This is a genomic window from Nonomuraea sp. PA05, assembly GCF_008086045.1.
Lineage (GTDB): Bacteria > Actinomycetota > Actinomycetes > Streptosporangiales > Streptosporangiaceae > Nonomuraea > Nonomuraea monospora.
The window spans coordinates 353,905-366,805 of the sequence record NZ_VSEY01000001.1; the positions used below are offsets into that span (position 1 = coordinate 353,905).

Annotated in this window: 25 protein-coding genes; 10 read left to right on the forward strand and 15 right to left on the reverse strand. The window is 67.7% G+C overall.

The features are described from left to right. Nucleotide 1 precedes the first annotated feature (1 nt). The 3 genes from FXF51_RS01790 to FXF51_RS01800 all read left to right on the forward strand — a co-directional run bounded on the left by FXF51_RS01790 (nt 2) and on the right by FXF51_RS01800 (nt 2,355). Nucleotides 2-628 (forward strand): hypothetical protein, encoded by a 627-nt coding sequence (locus FXF51_RS01790; RefSeq protein ID WP_148432428.1) that lies wholly within the window; start codon nt 2-4, stop codon nt 626-628. A gap of 76 nt (nt 629-704) precedes the next feature. Then, the gene (locus FXF51_RS01795) at nt 705-1,403 is read left to right on the forward strand and encodes a hypothetical protein (protein WP_148432429.1); all 699 of its coding nucleotides are present in this window, start codon (nt 705-707) and stop codon (nt 1,401-1,403) included. 190 nt (nt 1,404-1,593) lie between these two features. Beyond that, nucleotides 1,594-2,355, forward strand: a complete 762-nt coding sequence (locus tag FXF51_RS01800; protein WP_148432430.1) for a hypothetical protein — start codon at nt 1,594-1,596, stop codon at nt 2,353-2,355. Between the two features lie 72 nt (nt 2,356-2,427). Here FXF51_RS01800 and FXF51_RS01805 read toward each other — a convergent pair whose 3' ends face one another. Continuing rightward, nucleotides 2,428-2,862 (reverse strand): peptidase inhibitor family I36 protein, encoded by a 435-nt coding sequence (locus tag FXF51_RS01805; protein WP_187414109.1) that lies wholly within the window; start codon nt 2,860-2,862, stop codon nt 2,428-2,430. Between the two features lie 211 nt (nt 2,863-3,073). Here FXF51_RS01805 and FXF51_RS01810 point away from each other — a divergent pair, with 211 nt between their 5' ends. Together FXF51_RS01810 and FXF51_RS01815 are read left to right on the forward strand one after the other, a co-directional pair. Further along, on the forward strand, nt 3,074-3,352 hold the full coding sequence (locus tag FXF51_RS01810) for a hypothetical protein (RefSeq protein WP_148432432.1): 279 nt from the start codon (nt 3,074-3,076) through the stop codon (nt 3,350-3,352). 522 nt (nt 3,353-3,874) lie between these two features. After that, a complete protein-coding gene (locus FXF51_RS01815) occupies nt 3,875-4,300 on the forward strand; it encodes a hypothetical protein (protein WP_148432433.1) in 426 nt (141 codons plus the stop codon). 60 nt (nt 4,301-4,360) lie between these two features. Here the strand turns inward: FXF51_RS01815 and FXF51_RS01820 are convergent, their stop codons facing one another. Beyond that, the gene (locus FXF51_RS01820) at nt 4,361-4,909 is read right to left on the reverse strand and encodes a hypothetical protein (RefSeq protein WP_148432434.1); all 549 of its coding nucleotides are present in this window, start codon (nt 4,907-4,909) and stop codon (nt 4,361-4,363) included. Nucleotides 4,910-5,240: 331 nt separating this feature from the next. Here FXF51_RS01820 and FXF51_RS01825 point away from each other — a divergent pair, with 331 nt between their 5' ends. Beyond that, nucleotides 5,241-5,477: a hypothetical protein gene (locus tag FXF51_RS01825; RefSeq protein WP_148432435.1), complete on the forward strand. Its 237-nt coding sequence runs from the start codon at nt 5,241-5,243 to the stop codon at nt 5,475-5,477. Between the two features lie 2 nt (nt 5,478-5,479). Here the strand turns inward: FXF51_RS01825 and FXF51_RS60395 are convergent, their stop codons facing one another. Beyond that, a complete protein-coding gene (locus tag FXF51_RS60395; RefSeq protein ID WP_187414110.1) occupies nt 5,480-5,656 on the reverse strand; it encodes a hypothetical protein in 177 nt (58 codons plus the stop codon). 366 nt (nt 5,657-6,022) lie between these two features. Between FXF51_RS60395 and FXF51_RS01830 the strand changes: the two genes are divergently transcribed. The 4 genes from FXF51_RS01830 (at nt 6,023) to FXF51_RS01840 (ending at nt 7,539) form a co-directional block, all read left to right on the forward strand. Beyond that, nucleotides 6,023-6,247 (forward strand): helix-turn-helix domain-containing protein, encoded by a 225-nt coding sequence (locus FXF51_RS01830; RefSeq protein WP_148432436.1) that lies wholly within the window; start codon nt 6,023-6,025, stop codon nt 6,245-6,247. Beyond that, on the forward strand, nt 6,244-6,399 hold the full coding sequence (locus tag FXF51_RS60400) for a hypothetical protein (protein WP_187414111.1): 156 nt from the start codon (nt 6,244-6,246) through the stop codon (nt 6,397-6,399). Before FXF51_RS01830 ends, FXF51_RS60400 begins: the two co-directional genes overlap by 4 nt. A gap of 186 nt (nt 6,400-6,585) precedes the next feature. Next, entirely contained in the window at nt 6,586-6,966 is a 381-nt protein-coding gene (locus FXF51_RS60405; protein WP_187414112.1) for a hypothetical protein, read from the forward strand. A gap of 153 nt (nt 6,967-7,119) precedes the next feature. After that, a complete protein-coding gene (locus tag FXF51_RS01840) occupies nt 7,120-7,539 on the forward strand; it encodes an ester cyclase (protein ID WP_148432437.1) in 420 nt (139 codons plus the stop codon). Nucleotides 7,540-7,826: 287 nt separating this feature from the next. On the opposite strand, the gene FXF51_RS01845 is transcribed toward FXF51_RS01840, so the two are convergent. The 12 genes from FXF51_RS01845 to FXF51_RS01895 all read right to left on the reverse strand — a co-directional run bounded on the left by FXF51_RS01845 (nt 7,827) and on the right by FXF51_RS01895 (nt 12,818). Beyond that, on the reverse strand, nt 7,827-8,033 hold the full coding sequence (locus FXF51_RS01845) for a hypothetical protein (RefSeq protein WP_148432438.1): 207 nt from the start codon (nt 8,031-8,033) through the stop codon (nt 7,827-7,829). Between the two features lie 11 nt (nt 8,034-8,044). Then, nucleotides 8,045-8,356 (reverse strand): hypothetical protein, encoded by a 312-nt coding sequence (locus tag FXF51_RS01850; protein ID WP_148432439.1) that lies wholly within the window; start codon nt 8,354-8,356, stop codon nt 8,045-8,047. After that, nucleotides 8,353-8,754: a hypothetical protein gene (locus tag FXF51_RS01855; RefSeq protein WP_148432440.1), complete on the reverse strand. Its 402-nt coding sequence runs from the start codon at nt 8,752-8,754 to the stop codon at nt 8,353-8,355. The genes FXF51_RS01850 and FXF51_RS01855 overlap by 4 nt, the downstream gene beginning before the upstream one ends. After that, a complete protein-coding gene (locus FXF51_RS01860) occupies nt 8,754-9,113 on the reverse strand; it encodes a hypothetical protein (RefSeq protein WP_148432441.1) in 360 nt (119 codons plus the stop codon). Before FXF51_RS01860 ends, FXF51_RS01855 begins: the two co-directional genes overlap by 1 nt. After that, nucleotides 9,110-9,376 carry a hypothetical protein gene (locus FXF51_RS01865; protein ID WP_148432442.1) on the reverse strand — a complete coding sequence of 89 codons (267 nt, stop codon included), beginning with the start codon at nt 9,374-9,376 and terminating at the stop codon, nt 9,110-9,112. The genes FXF51_RS01860 and FXF51_RS01865 overlap by 4 nt, the downstream gene beginning before the upstream one ends. A gap of 37 nt (nt 9,377-9,413) precedes the next feature. Then, nucleotides 9,414-9,914, reverse strand: a complete 501-nt coding sequence (locus FXF51_RS01870; protein ID WP_148432443.1) for a hypothetical protein — start codon at nt 9,912-9,914, stop codon at nt 9,414-9,416. Next, nucleotides 9,907-10,236, reverse strand: coding sequence for a hypothetical protein (locus tag FXF51_RS01875; protein WP_148432444.1), 330 nt, complete (start codon nt 10,234-10,236; stop codon nt 9,907-9,909). The genes FXF51_RS01870 and FXF51_RS01875 overlap by 8 nt, the downstream gene beginning before the upstream one ends. Continuing rightward, nucleotides 10,229-10,366 carry a hypothetical protein gene (locus FXF51_RS60410; RefSeq protein WP_187414113.1) on the reverse strand — a complete coding sequence of 46 codons (138 nt, stop codon included), beginning with the start codon at nt 10,364-10,366 and terminating at the stop codon, nt 10,229-10,231. The genes FXF51_RS01875 and FXF51_RS60410 overlap by 8 nt, the downstream gene beginning before the upstream one ends. After that, complete coding sequence (locus FXF51_RS01880; protein ID WP_148432445.1) at nt 10,359-10,733, reverse strand: hypothetical protein; 375 nt, start codon at nt 10,731-10,733, stop codon at nt 10,359-10,361. Before FXF51_RS01880 ends, FXF51_RS60410 begins: the two co-directional genes overlap by 8 nt. Before the next feature lie 138 nt (nt 10,734-10,871). Beyond that, nucleotides 10,872-11,060, reverse strand: a complete 189-nt coding sequence (locus FXF51_RS01885) for a hypothetical protein (protein WP_148432446.1) — start codon at nt 11,058-11,060, stop codon at nt 10,872-10,874. 82 nt (nt 11,061-11,142) lie between these two features. Then, nucleotides 11,143-11,697, reverse strand: a complete 555-nt coding sequence (locus FXF51_RS01890; RefSeq protein ID WP_148432447.1) for a hypothetical protein — start codon at nt 11,695-11,697, stop codon at nt 11,143-11,145. A 137-nt stretch (nt 11,698-11,834) separates the two neighbouring features. Further along, nucleotides 11,835-12,818: a tyrosine-type recombinase/integrase gene (locus FXF51_RS01895; RefSeq protein WP_148432448.1), complete on the reverse strand. Its 984-nt coding sequence runs from the start codon at nt 12,816-12,818 to the stop codon at nt 11,835-11,837. Between the last annotated feature and the right edge of the window lie 83 nt (nt 12,819-12,901).

Below are 12,901 nucleotides of genomic sequence, written 5' to 3' on the forward strand. Positions count from 1 at the left end.
AATGGCCAGCAAGAACACCCCCGCCACCCCCGCGATCAGCCTGCCCGACGCCGTGCGCGCCGCGCTCGTGGAGATCGACGGGGCGATCACCGGCCACACCGGTAACAACCTCGTAGAGAACGCCTACCGTCACCAGGGCTTCCGCCTCAGCCTCGCGGAGGTCATGGACTGGTTGGCCGCCGGACTCCGGATCTACGACGGCCCCAGCCGCACGGAGTTCGCCGCCATGGGCAAGGTCACCAACGAGCAGCGCGCCGCGTGGTACCACATCCCGGACCGCGCCGGAGCAGGGGCGCGCGTCGCCGCGACCCTCTCCCGGTACGGACTCGCCGAGGATCACCCCGTCACGCTCGCCCCCGGACAGTCCGAGGTCAAGGCCGCGCTCGGGTCCGCCGAGCCCCTCGCGAAGCTCGCGGAGATCCACGCGGAAGCGGCCAAGAAGGAAGCCGAGCGGATCAAGGCCGAGCGTGAGCAGCGGATCAAGGACGCGGTCAAGACCGCTAAGGCCGTCGCTGATTTCGGCGGTGACCCCGCCCTGGTCTGGGCGAAGGCCATCGAGCAGGGAGCGGACGCCGCCGACCTCCGGCAGGCGTTCACCAACGCCGGATTGACCCCGCCCGCCGCGTAGCAGCACAGCGCGCCCCCCGCGCCGCCACGCGCGGGGAGCGCACCCCACCACCACCGACGATCCGAAAGGGGAGATCATGACCACCCTGCAAGACCTTGCCGTCAGGTCCGCCGCCGCCGTCCGGCTGGGCGCCGCCGACCGCGCCCGGCACGCGGAGCTGTGCGCCATGTGCCGCCCGGACCAGGAATGCCCCCGCGCCGCCGAGATGTTCACCGATCATCAGGCGCGCGTGCAGCGCTCCCGCTCCAACCTCCTGGCGTACCTGCCGCGTACGTCCATGATCACCTACGCCGGGAAGGTCCGCAACCTGCACGGCGAATGGTGGGTCGCGGACACGTGCGCGGACTGTGATCACACCGCGTACCGGCTCACCCGCCCGCGCGGCATGGCCATGCGGCACGCGCACCTGTCCGAGATCAGCAGCGCGCCCGTGCTCCACCCCGGAGCCGGTGAGGCGCTGGCACCCGCCCGCGAGGCCGCCCGCGAGGCTGCCGCGATCCTGGCCATGTGCGGGATCGTGGTCCCCATCATCGTGGACATCAACGGGCTGGGCGCGTGCACGTTCGCCTACCCGCGCGCCACCTGGGAACACGAGCTGAGCGTCGCGGAGACCGCCGACACCGTCGAAGGGTCCTACGCGGCGGCGACGCTGCGCACCTTCCCCGACCTGGCCACCGCCACCAGCCGGGGCAACGCCCTCGGGATTCACCGCATGTCGCGCGTGCTGGACAAGCTCCGCGCCGCCGCCCAGGACACGCGCGGCAAGAGCAACTAGCTCCCCGCCGACCGGCCCCCGCGCGACCCCGCGCGGGGGCTTCCCCATGTCCAAGATCACCCCCGGTACCCCCTCCCCGCCGGTCCGGCCGTGGTGCCTTGCTTGTGTTGATCCGGATTGGTTTTGATCTTGCCGGTTGGTCGTAGGGTGTCCGAGTCTCATCGGGTGCGGCGGCCGGGAAGGGGTCGGGATGGCGGATGGAGTGTGCGTGGGGCCGTGCAACAGGCATGCTCGCGCGGCGTGGTCTGCGTTCCTGGCGGCGCGGGAGGCGCACGCGGATGCGGTGGACCGCTGGGTGGCGGACGGTGCGCGGGGCGAGCCGCCGCCCGAGCCTCCCATGCCGGTCCTGCAGTGGCGGCCGGGGGAGCCGCTGCACTGCGGGCTCTGCCGGGAGACGTGCCGTCGTGCGCTGCTGCTGGTGGACGAGCTGGCCGCGAGCCTGGCGGCGCGGCCGGGCGTGGTGAAGGCGCAAACCCGCTGGTCGCGGGTGAAGGGAACCAGGCCGCACGGCAGCATGTCGGGGGAGGGCGACGTCGTGCACACGGTGACGGGGGAGCTGCTGCGCCTGCGCCGGGAGGTGGCCCGCCGTCTGAAGCTGGCCGACCAGGTGCCCGCCGGCCGGTCGGGAGTGGTGCGGTCCCGGTCGGTCACGTGGCTGGTGGACAAGCTGGACGTGCTGCTCGCCCTCGACGGGCTCACGGTGCTGTCGAGCGTCGAGGACGAGGAGCGCGCCCCGGTGGAGCTCGGCCCGGTGGACTGGGCTCTCGCCTGGGAATCCCGGCTGCGGCGCCTGGTGGACGACGAGCCCGGCCAGACACACGCGCGCTGCCCCGGATGCGGCCTACGGGAGCTGGAGTGGCAGCCGCGGGCCGGCTATTACGTGTGCGGGAACTGCTCCCGCCACGTCGGCGAGGCCGAGGCGATGGAAGCGGTCACGCAGGAGGCAGGGTGACTCAGTCCCGTGGTGGGACGGCACAAGCTAATGGCCCCGCCGTGGGACGGGGCCCTCAGGCGGCTCATCCGATCACTTGAGGATGATCTTATCGACCTTGTTGTTCCAGTCGGCCAGGTTGCTCAGATACTTCACATCGCCGAGATCCGGGATGAGCTGACCAGCGGGGACGGGCAGCGTGACATCGGGAACGACTCCGCTCCGGGAATCGACCAGAGTCACGCTGGCGTTACGCCTGTTCCAGACGCTGCTGATCCGATCCCGCCAGCCGACGCCGCCCAGTTCCATGGTCCCGGCCGACTTGCGTGAATACCTGTCGCCTTGGCGGTTGGGATACTCCCAGACGCAGAGCCATCCGGGGGTGCACTCGCTCAAGTCGGCCACGACGACCACCCCGGACGTCTGGGGGGTTGGGCCCGTGACTGCTTCGGCGGTGGCCGGTGTGGTCAGCATGGCGGCACCGGCCACGGCGGTAAGCAGGGCGGTTGTGTAGCGCTTGAATCGCACGGTACTTCTCCTCTTGTCGTTTTCGCATTGGCTCATGAGGCCTGCGCCGGAGCTTGTCTCAGCTCCGTGTTGGGCTTTCGGTGAATGAGAGTGATTCGACATCTCCCTGTGTGATGGGGAGTGGTGGAATGTGACTCATGCCACTTCCGGCCCGGCGGTTGAGCAGGAGCAACATTGCGATGGACCCGTCGCGTGTGCTCGCAGAGGTGGAGTGGCGGCGGGGGCGTTCCTCGACCAGTACGAGCTGACCGTCCGGCTGAGGGACGAGGCCGCCGCCCGCATCCGTGCCGCTGGCGACCGCCCGGATGGCGGCGACCTGACGAGGTGGGAGCAGGCGCACGACGAGGTGGCGGTGATGAAGCCGATCGTGCGGGAGATGGCCGCCCCGTACGTGAGGTTGCCGGGGTTGCCCGTGGCCGCCGCCGTGGCGCGCCCGGAGACGCTTCAGCGGGAAATCAGTGAGCGTGGCCAGTACGACGAGAGCGCGTAACCAACGTCTGACCTGCGTGTTTGTGAGGTTTCGGTGCGTGCCGCTCACGTGCGCCGCGCTTCGGCTACGCTGACGGCAGGCTTACCGCGTGCCTGCCTCCGAGCTGATCTCGCCTACGCCGAGACACAGCACCGACGAGGCGAAGGTCCCCGTGGATCGCGTACCCCGCTCGCCCTCGACGCTGCGTACGCGGCGGCCGGTGCTCGTGTCTTCGAGGTGGGGTGCGTAGGACCGCCACCTGGAAGGACACCCCCCCATGACCCGCAACGCCGCCTGGAAGAACCGTGTCCGCGCCTACGCGGCCGAGAACGGCCTTTCGTACCAGCAGGCCCACGCCGCGCTCACAGCCCAGGCCCCCGCCGGCGCGGGCTTCACTGCCAACTCTGCCGAGTGGACGCAGGTCGGCGCAGGCCGCTACCTCATCGAGTTCGGCGACCACGGGCTCGGCGGCCACGAGATCGAGCCGTTCCACCTCGACATCACCGCACCGACGACCTGCGCGAGCAGCTCGGCGCGTTCGCGATGGGCCGGAGCTGGTTCGGGTTCTACATCGAGCTGGACGGTCTGGCCGGGAGGTTTCGGCTGGACGTCGAGCCCGGCAACGCGGACCTGCTCGGGACGTTCACGCTCCGGCTCGACCCCGCCGACGAGGACGTGGTCGAGCTGCCCCGCTCGTTCTCTCACGACATGCACGAGCTGATCGACGCCGTGCAGAGCCGCTTCGACTGCACCGTGGACGCCTTCACGTTCGTGCGTGGTGCCCGCGGTGGCGACGTCGAGTACGTGGGCCTCATCTACCGGGCAGGGACGGAGATGTTCCACCTGCTCCACATCGCGGACCACGACGGCGGCTGGCAGTACACGCTGTCCGGCGGGTGGCCGCTCGCCCGCGACGAGGAGGCCGTCGAGGCGTTCCAGGCGAAGATCGCCGAGCACATCCACGCCTGACCCCGGACATGAACAGAGGCCCGCCGCGCTGAGCTCGCGACGGGCCTCTGAAGTGCGGGTCTACTCGACGGAGTGCACGACCTCCGCGACGGGGCCGGCGGGCCGGAGCACGGCCTCGACGGCCTCCGGCGTCACGGAGGTCCCGTACTCGTCCGTCAGGATCTGGCTGATGGCGGCCGGGGTCCGTGAGGAGTCGTCACCGTAGGCGTCCAGGATCAGCTCGCAGGTGGTGTCGTCCAGGGCGGCGGCGGCCTCGTGGTCGGGCGTGACGGTGGACTCGACCGGGTGGTCGTTGTGGCTGTGGTCGTTGTGCCCGGTCATGGTGGTGCTCCTCAGGACCTGCTCAGCGCCAGCCTTGACATCGGAGAGATCGTCGAGCGCGTGTCCGGCCTGCTCGATGGCGGCGGACAGCAGCACCGAGGTCACCGCCCCGGGCGTCACCTCCTCGTCGTCGGTGTCCAGCGTCTCGGCGATCTGGTCCGGGGTGAGAGTCGGGTCGGCCGCGGCCGTCTCGACGATGAGCTTGCGGGTCTCGTCGGACAGCGCGGCGGCGGCCTCGGGGTCGGAGTGGCCGATCGGGTCCGGCGTGTGATCGTTACGTGCGGACATGAGTTCTGCCTTTCGCGAGGAGAGCTTTCGTGTCTCCGCCATCATGAGGGGCTTGTTGGCGGTTTCGCACACGTTTCGCCAAACAGCGCGTTGGCGGGACCGCCAACGGTTGTGCTCGCACGACCTTCTGTGTCACACTTCGTGCGGGCGGCACCCCTATGCCTATCGGCAGAGCCCCCGACCTGCCCGTATACGAGTCGTGATGCTGAGCGCGTCTCTGGCAGGGCGTGTGCCGCCCCCACCTCCTCCTATGCGGCCGGTCGCGTTCGCGCGTCTACGGCCGCCTCAGCGCGTCGATCATTCCGGGCGAAACCAGCGAAAGTGGGTGAACGTGACCCCCGTGACCGCCCGCCAGGCCGCCGAACGACTCGAACGGGAGCCGTGCACGATCCGCCAGTGGGCGCACCGCTACAAGGTGCGCGCCCTCGGCCGCGCCGGACGCGAGACCGTGTACGACTACGGGGACCTGGCCACGATCGAATGGTGCATCTGGGACGGCCAGGAGGTCCCGGCCACGCCGGAGGACCGCGACGAGCTTCGTGCCGCTCGCCGAGAAACCGCCACGTGATCTCAGTCTGCGGGAATCTCCTCAAGGTGTACGAGGTAGGTGGTCCCATCCGCCAACTGGACGGTGAACTCCTCCTCGACACCGTTAAGGTGTGCGACGTCGGAGCAGTGCACCACCCAGTCGATCTGCAGGGCACTCTCGTGGAGCTTCTGGGAGAGGAAGGAGAGATACCAGACCATGGCTGATCCTCTCAGAACTCACGAGTGTCGCGCCGGGCACGAGTAGGCTTGATCAGCAGGACCGTCGTGCATGGCACCTCGATGTCGTCGCTCATGCTCCGATCCTCCCACCGGCCCGGCCGCGCTGTCCTTGCCTCACCGCAGCAGAGCGACGACGACGGGCACACTCACCGTCAATACGATCACGCATAAGCGCAGCGTCGTGCCCCAGCACTTGATCGCTTCTCGCAAGATCTGGGTGCTGACCTGCATGGCTTCCTCCTCAGCTCGGGGGGTGGATGCCTCCAGCGTGGCAACCGCCGGTAGAGGTGTGATGGGTGCTCGGTTGTGCGGTCCGGTATAGGTTCCTGAACGAAAGGCCCCCTTATGGAGATCCGACCGCGCGTCCGCATCGTCGGCGCCGAACGCCACCAGCTCGCTCAGCACCTGGCCAGCCGCTACCAGGCGGGGGAATCCGTCCGCGCGCTCTCCCTCGCGATCGGCCGATCGTACGGGTTCGTCCACACGCTGCTGGAGGAGGCGAGCGTCGAGCTGCGCCACCGCGGCGGCAACCAGCGCAGCCGGCCCGCGGCGGCCGGGGCAGCGAAGTGACGCCCGCCGAGATCGCCGCCACGAAGGCGGCAGAGCTGCTGGACAAGGCCGAGGAATACATCCTCGACGAGGGGGCCGTGAAGAACTGCGTGGCCATCGCGGACGGCTGGATGCGGCTGCACCTGGCTATCACGACCGGTGCTGTCAGGTGACGCGGCATCTGGCCGCGTGCCAACCAAAGTGGCCAAACAATTGGCCGCTGCCATCGGAAGTGGCCAGCGCGGTAGCCGAGCGTACGGAATGGACCTTCGCCGTGGGAGTGCATGACTTCCGCCCTGACGCTACGTAGAGTAATCTTTTCCTGACTTTCGGTTGCTCTACGTACAGGAGACAATGCCTTGACGTCACGATCACTCCGCACCCTGGCCACACTGGCGCTGGCCGCCACGGCCGCCACCAGCGTCGCCACCCCCGCCACCGCCGAAACCGACGCCCCGTACGCGCGGGCCGCCGCCTCCGTTGCTGCGGACGGCAACCTGATCCACGGCAAGAACATCGTCTCCACCAGGCGCACCGCCACCGGCCGCTACTGCGTCCAGGTCGACGACCGGATCAACCTGTCCAACGCGGTCATCCACGTCACCGTCCACGGGTCTCGAATTGGGAGCGCCGTCACTCCCTCCCCTAACTGCGGCAACGCCGCCGACACCATCGCCGTGAGCATCGTCACCTACCAAGGCAATTCGGGGGACACCGGCTTCTACCTGTCCATCTCCTAACCGAACTCCCCGCCGACAGCAGGCAGGGCTTGCAGGCGCGCACAGCTCCGACGCGCCACCGCGTTGGGAGCTGTGCGCGCTACTTGGGCGATGGCTGCTTCTCGCAATCGCGATTGACCGTAAGTCACCCCGAGAAGAGGAAGGAAACTCTCCGTGACGCATGCTGCTACTCACCGGGCGATACACGAGGCGTTCTCGCGCAGGAATTTCGATGAAGTGGCTGCGAAGCAGCACCCAAGCACCGAATACCGCGATCGGGCGCGACAACTCACCGCCAACGGTCCGGCCGAGTCCATCGACTACCTGAAGGGGTGGACGACTGCCTTCTCCGACGCGGTCTTCGCCGATGGGATGTACCTGGACGGCACCGATCACAGCGTCTCGTTCTGCACGATGCGAGGCACAAACGACGGCCCGTTTGGACCGTTTCCGGCCACCGGCAGCACGGTCGGGGTGCCGTTGTGTGAGGTCTTCCACTACGACGCAGACGGCCAGGTCATCGGCGCTGATCTCTTCTATGACGCAACGGCGTTCCTGGTTCAACTCGGCCACGCAGAAGCTCCGCCAGCCTGAGTTCGCGAGCACGACCGGGGACCTCGTATACCGTGTCCGGCTCCATCTTCGGCGAGGGGTGCCATCCCTCAAAGGACCCATCTCGCCGGAGATTGGCCACTTTGGATGGCAACGCATCGCCCGCCGACTGTGCCATCCAAAGTGGCCAGCGCGAGGTCACGCCATGCTCAAAGGCCAGATCAGATGTCACCTGACAGGTGCGATCATGCGCTTCTCGCCGGACTGACCAGTCCTCGGGATGCAAATGGCGGAGCCCGCCGACAACACGGCGGGCTCCAGACCGTCAATCAGATCAGGCGCAGCGCGGCGGCTCGCTCCGCCCGGACCTGCCTCATCTGCTCGGCCTCTTCGGGCGTATACAGGTGGTCGTCCTCGCCATCGGGGTCGTCGTGGTAGACCTGCGACACCACCCACGCGCGAGCGGTGTCCTCGTCGGGGGCCCGAACGGACTGGTGGTCGCCGGTCTCGGGGATCTCGAACTCGAACAGAGGCACCAGACCTCCTCCTAATGAAGGTAGCTGCGCAGTCTGACAGCAGCCGCACGCGCGGCGCGGGCTCCCTCCTCCGCGTTGATCTCGTCAGCGGGCAGCGGGTCGCTCTCTCGGCCCAGGTACAGGTCAGCGTGATCGCACACCAGCGCCATGGTGACCTCGTCGTAGAAGCGGCTGACCTCCGAGTAGTCGTCGGGAATCTGGGCGTTCGGGTGCCCGGCCAGTGCGATTCGTACGGCGCCATCCGGACTCAGACCGGGCCCTCCGTCGAGGAGGTTGGCCACCGTGTCCAGCATGTCGGCCACGCGAGCCCAGTCGGTGCTCATGAGCACCTCGCCAGTTCGACGGCGTGCGCCTGACCCCACATGGCCTGCGCCACCTCGTCCAGATCGCTGCCCTCGACGTTCTGGTGTGACCAGTCCTCGACCTGCCGGAACAGGCGGGCCACCTCACGCGCCGTGCTACGGGCGCTACCTGTCGGGATGTGTGCCACGTCCACGCTCGTGAGGCCGTCGAAGGTGCTGAATGTGGCGCTGGCGTAGTGCAGCTCCAAGGCGCGGGCGGCGACCTGGTACCGCGCCTGCTGGCCACAGTCGTCGCAGTGCGCTGGCTGGTCACCCCAGATGGCGCGGGTGAGCGCCTGCTCAGGGTCGAGACCGTGGTCGCCGAGCATAATGTCGGCCGCCCGCTCCAGCACGTATGCGATGCACGCGAAGCTGACCATCAGCGCGCCCCCGTCCCCATGCGGTACATGCAGGCCACGACCACCGGTAAGTGGCCGAACGGGATCATGACCCGGTGGGTGGTCCGGCCGTCCAACGTCCGATGCACGTCGATGCCGCCCTCCTCCACGAAGAACGTGAGCAGCGGGCTGTCGTCCTCGTCGCCCAGCGCGATGACGAGCGAGGGGACGCCGGGCTTGGGCGTCGAGAGCAGGTCGATAACCCACAGGGCCGCCATCGGTGCAAGGGGGATGGGCTGGCCGGACACGTCTAGGACGATCGACCCGTATCGAGCGTCGTCGGCCGCGGCCCGCACGTCCAGGAAGGTGCCGTCCGGGCCGGCGTAGATGGGCGTGTTCATCTCGACCACCACACCACGTCGAGGGCCAGCAGCAGCACCCATCCCAACCCGCCTACGGTGGCCGACCGGAGCAGAACCTCCCCGTACCGCCAGACGCCATAGGTGACGCGCAGGCAGAAGCCGGCGGTGATGAGCGTGGGCACCCAGGCCGCCCACCGCCAGTACGGGTAGACCAGCCCCAGCTCGTGCAGCAGCCACGCGAACGTACTCCATTTGCTGATGGCCGCCAGGCCGAGCAGGAGGAACGCGAGGGATACTGCCATTTCCAGGCGAGCCAGGGTGATGAACATCGGTGCCCTCTTATTCACCGGCGTCTCCCTCGCTGACGGGAGGAAGCGGCTCGTCCCCTGGCGCCCGGTGGGGCTGAGGGAGGTCGCACTCCGTCCACTCCAGTGCAGTCGTGTGCTCCGCCAGCGGCCGACCGCAGGAAGGACAGCCTTCGCTGCGAGCCCGTTGGAGGCGGATCCGGTCCCGCTCCGCCTCCAGCAGTCCGTTCAGCGCGCCGTAGATTGCGGCCTCTCGCTCGGTGTAGAGCTGGACGCCCAGGTCGGCGGCGTACTGGAACGCGGGCCCCTTGTGCGGGGTGATGGTCATCAGACCGTCGTTGTCGGCGAGGTCGGCGACCACGATGACCGGCTCGTCGCCTTCTCCGAACATCGGGTGCAGGATGACGTCGCCGATCTCCAGCAGGTGCGCCGCCTTGATGCTGGGGTCGTTGTCGGCGCAGGCGAGCCGCTGTTCCCAGGTCGTGTGCTGGGCGTACAGCTCGCCGCAGTGGCAGAGGGCCAGGATGTCAGTCACCCGTACTGCCCCCCTCCGCCTGCCAGACGGTGACCAGTGCTCTTGCCACCGCAGGCCAGTCAGCGCCCTCGATCTGCTCGTGGGTGAGGTCGGTGTGGAGGCGGGTGTCGTGGTCGTTGATTCCCGACCGGTCGGGGTTCCAGTGGTAGCTGACCAGGGTGTATAGCTCAGTGAGGTACTGCTGGCGGTCGCCGGGGTACTCGATCCCGGGGTCCGGGTGGCCGGTGGCGTGGCGTGCTCGGTAGATGGCGTCCTCCCGCACGTAGTCGGGCGCGTTGAGGAGCCACTGGGTGATGCACTCGGTGGGATTCAGCTCACTCATCGCTGGTGACCTCCTCGCCCTCGCTGGCGGGGACCTGGTCGGCCCAGGGCGTGCACCCGTCCGGGAAGCAGATCTCTTCCCAGCTCGGGTAGGTGATCACGCGAGGGGTCTCCGGGTTCGTCTTACTCACCGCTCGTGACCTCCTCGACGGCGGCGCGCACGGCGTCGGCCTGGTCGTGGGGGAGCGTCACCTGGCCGTTGCTCCCGCAGGCCGGGAAGCTGACGTTCAGAATCAGGCCGTGCGGGTCGGAGGTGGCGGTCAGCCACAGCGTGCCGTCCGGGTCGGAGATCGGGATCGTGATCTGGCCGTGCTGGGCGTTCGGGCCGAGCATGGCGAGTACCTGCGCGAGGTCGTCCGGCTCCAGCCCGAAGAGGATGCCGGAGACGTTGACGATGACCGATCCGGCCGGGGCGTCGGGGAGCGCGTCGATGACGTCGAAGTACGTGCCGTCCGGCGCGGTGTAGAGCAGGGTCTTGGTGTCGAGGTAGTCGTTCATGGTGGCGTTTGTCCTTTCGCGAGGAATGGGGGCCACCGTACGGCCGGCGTGGTGATCGAGTCGCGAGCCTGCTGAAATCTGGCCGGAGACACGAAGAAGCCCGCCGACGCGCGGCGGGCTTCAGGTGTGCAGGGCCGGTCAGCCGGTGATCGCCTTCCGGGCCAGGTCCTTCACCTCCTGCTGCAACTCCGGCGAGTACGGCAGGTGCTCGAACGTGGCGATCGGGATGTCCTCGTGGAGGATCGTGTAGCTGCTCGGGTCGTGCAAATTGTAGGTGACGGTGTACGAGTGGCCGGTCACCTGGAACGAGCTGATGTCCTGAAGCATGGCGGGTGTCCTTTTCGCGAGGAAGCCGCCGCCACGGTACGACCAGAACCTAGATCATGTCGGGAGCCCGCTGAGATTCGCGTTACGGGACGAGGATGTTGATTAGAACGCCAATCGGGATCGAAACCGCCGCGCCCAGCGCAAAGAACATCCACTGAGTACGTCGCTCCGCGCGGATGGTGGCCTTCGTCTCACCGACGAGGATCTGGCGGATCCTTTCGGCCTGCTCCTTGTCAATTTCAAGCAGGCGTTCCTGCTCGGCAGCCTGAGACAAGAGCGCATCACGAGCAGCCTGTTGCGCGCGTAGATCACGATCCAACTCGTCCATCAGGGTCGCCGCCTCGCCGAAGGCTTCGTTGACCCGCTTGATGCGGTGCCGAAGCCGATCGCCGGGGTCCTCGTCGGCAGAGTCCCAGTCACTGCCGAGAAAGCTGACAAAGACGTGGACGACCCCAAGCAGAAACACCAGGCCAGCAAACCCGAGAGGTATCTTGATCACCAGAGGCAAGCCCGCAGTCCAGCCACGAATGGTCTCCTCTAGACCGATCGCGTCGCCAGCATATGACATCCCGAAGATCGCGCCCACCAGGAGGGCGGCGAGACCGATGCGGGCCTTGTGATCTTTAAGCCATTGCATCACTCCATTGCAGCGGCCGACCGTGACCTACGTTGCCTCCGTGATCATATTGCGATCTTGGAGCGGGCGCACATACCTACACGCGCACAGGTAACCGATGCGGACACGCTTGTGCGAGTTGTCGTTCATGGTGATCCCTATTCGTCCACGGTCAGCTTGTCAATGGCGGCCTGGCGGTCGGCGTCGGTGGGCAGGGTGTAGCGGCGGGCAGTCTCGAGCGAGTGGCCCAGCAGCTCTGCGATAGTGACGACATCCTCACCTTCGCGAGCAAGCTTCGTGCCGAGGGTGTGCCGCAGGACGTGGCTGGTGAAGTCTTCGTCGCGGCCGACCTCGATCCCGGCCCGGTCAGCGATGCCGTTCAGTACGTCGGTGGCGGAGCGGGCGGAGAGCCGTCCACCACGGGTGTTGAGAAACAGCGCCTTAGTCTTGTCGGCGCCGCGCAGGCTGGCTCGCTCGGTCAGGTACGTCTCCAACTCGGTACGGAGCTTGACGTGCATGTTGACCTCGCGGTACTTGCCGTTCTTGCCCATGCGAATGATGAGCACGCCCTTACGGGCGCTGATGTGCAAGTCGTCGATGTCGAGCGCGACGAGCTCGTGAATGCGGGGGCCGGCGTAGAAGGCGGTGTAACCCATGGCGCGGTCGCGGGGTGCGCACAGCGCCGTCTCGCGCAGGAATCGCAACTGGGCTCGCTGATCGAGCGAACGCGGAGCGAGGTTGGGAAGCGCGGTGCGTTTGGCGGCTGCGGGGCCGAGGCCGAGACGGCGGTTGAAGTCGTCTATGGCGGTCAGGTGCGCGTTGACGGTGGTGGGCTTGCGCTTGAGCACGGTCAGGAGATGGGCGCGGTAGTCCCGGGCGGCCCAGTCGCGGGTGGCGGGGTCGATGAGCGGGTCGCCGTCGAGGTCGGTCGCGTCGAGCCAGGCGAGGTACTGGCGGACGCGAGAAAGGTAGTTCCGGCGGGTGTCGTCGTCGAGCCGGAGAAGTGGGTCATTGACGGCGGTTTCATAGGCGGCGTAGACGTCGGTGTAGCGGTCGGGTACGGGTGTGGCGGTGGCTCCTGGACGTCGGCGGCTGGGGCGCTCATACGTTGTGGGATCTTGGTCTCTGATATCGGAAGTCATATTGGTGTCCTGTTGACCTCGGAGAATCGAAATATCGGAAGCCGTACCTGGAGCGCGCTTCTTATATTCACAAGTATCTGAAG

Coding starts and splice junctions, on each gene's coding strand:
- FXF51_RS01800 (WP_148432430.1), top strand. CDS start 1,594: ATGGCGGATGGAGTGTGCGTGGGGCCGTGCAACAGGCATGCTCGCGCG.
- FXF51_RS01885 (WP_148432446.1), bottom strand. CDS start 11,060: ATGCTTCAGGACATCAGCTCGTTCCAGGTGACCGGCCACTCGTACACC.
- FXF51_RS01820 (WP_148432434.1), bottom strand. CDS start 4,909: ATGTCCGCACGTAACGATCACACGCCGGACCCGATCGGCCACTCCGAC.
- FXF51_RS01850 (WP_148432439.1), bottom strand. CDS start 8,356: ATGAGCACCGACTGGGCTCGCGTGGCCGACATGCTGGACACGGTGGCC.
- FXF51_RS01865 (WP_148432442.1), bottom strand. CDS start 9,376: ATGGCAGTATCCCTCGCGTTCCTCCTGCTCGGCCTGGCGGCCATCAGC.
- FXF51_RS01855 (WP_148432440.1), bottom strand. CDS start 8,754: ATGGTCAGCTTCGCGTGCATCGCATACGTGCTGGAGCGGGCGGCCGAC.
- FXF51_RS60395 (WP_187414110.1), bottom strand. CDS start 5,656: ATGGTCTGGTATCTCTCCTTCCTCTCCCAGAAGCTCCACGAGAGTGCC.
- FXF51_RS01795 (WP_148432429.1), top strand. CDS start 705: ATGACCACCCTGCAAGACCTTGCCGTCAGGTCCGCCGCCGCCGTCCGG.
- FXF51_RS01815 (WP_148432433.1), top strand. CDS start 3,875: ATGGGCCGGAGCTGGTTCGGGTTCTACATCGAGCTGGACGGTCTGGCC.
- FXF51_RS01880 (WP_148432445.1), bottom strand. CDS start 10,733: ATGAACGACTACCTCGACACCAAGACCCTGCTCTACACCGCGCCGGAC.
- FXF51_RS01790 (WP_148432428.1), top strand. CDS start 2: ATGGCCAGCAAGAACACCCCCGCCACCCCCGCGATCAGCCTGCCCGAC.
- FXF51_RS01830 (WP_148432436.1), top strand. CDS start 6,023: ATGGAGATCCGACCGCGCGTCCGCATCGTCGGCGCCGAACGCCACCAG.
- FXF51_RS01895 (WP_148432448.1), bottom strand. CDS start 12,818: ATGACTTCCGATATCAGAGACCAAGATCCCACAACGTATGAGCGCCCC.
- FXF51_RS01860 (WP_148432441.1), bottom strand. CDS start 9,113: ATGAACACGCCCATCTACGCCGGCCCGGACGGCACCTTCCTGGACGTG.
- FXF51_RS01875 (WP_148432444.1), bottom strand. CDS start 10,236: ATGAGTGAGCTGAATCCCACCGAGTGCATCACCCAGTGGCTCCTCAAC.
- FXF51_RS01890 (WP_148432447.1), bottom strand. CDS start 11,697: ATGCAATGGCTTAAAGATCACAAGGCCCGCATCGGTCTCGCCGCCCTC.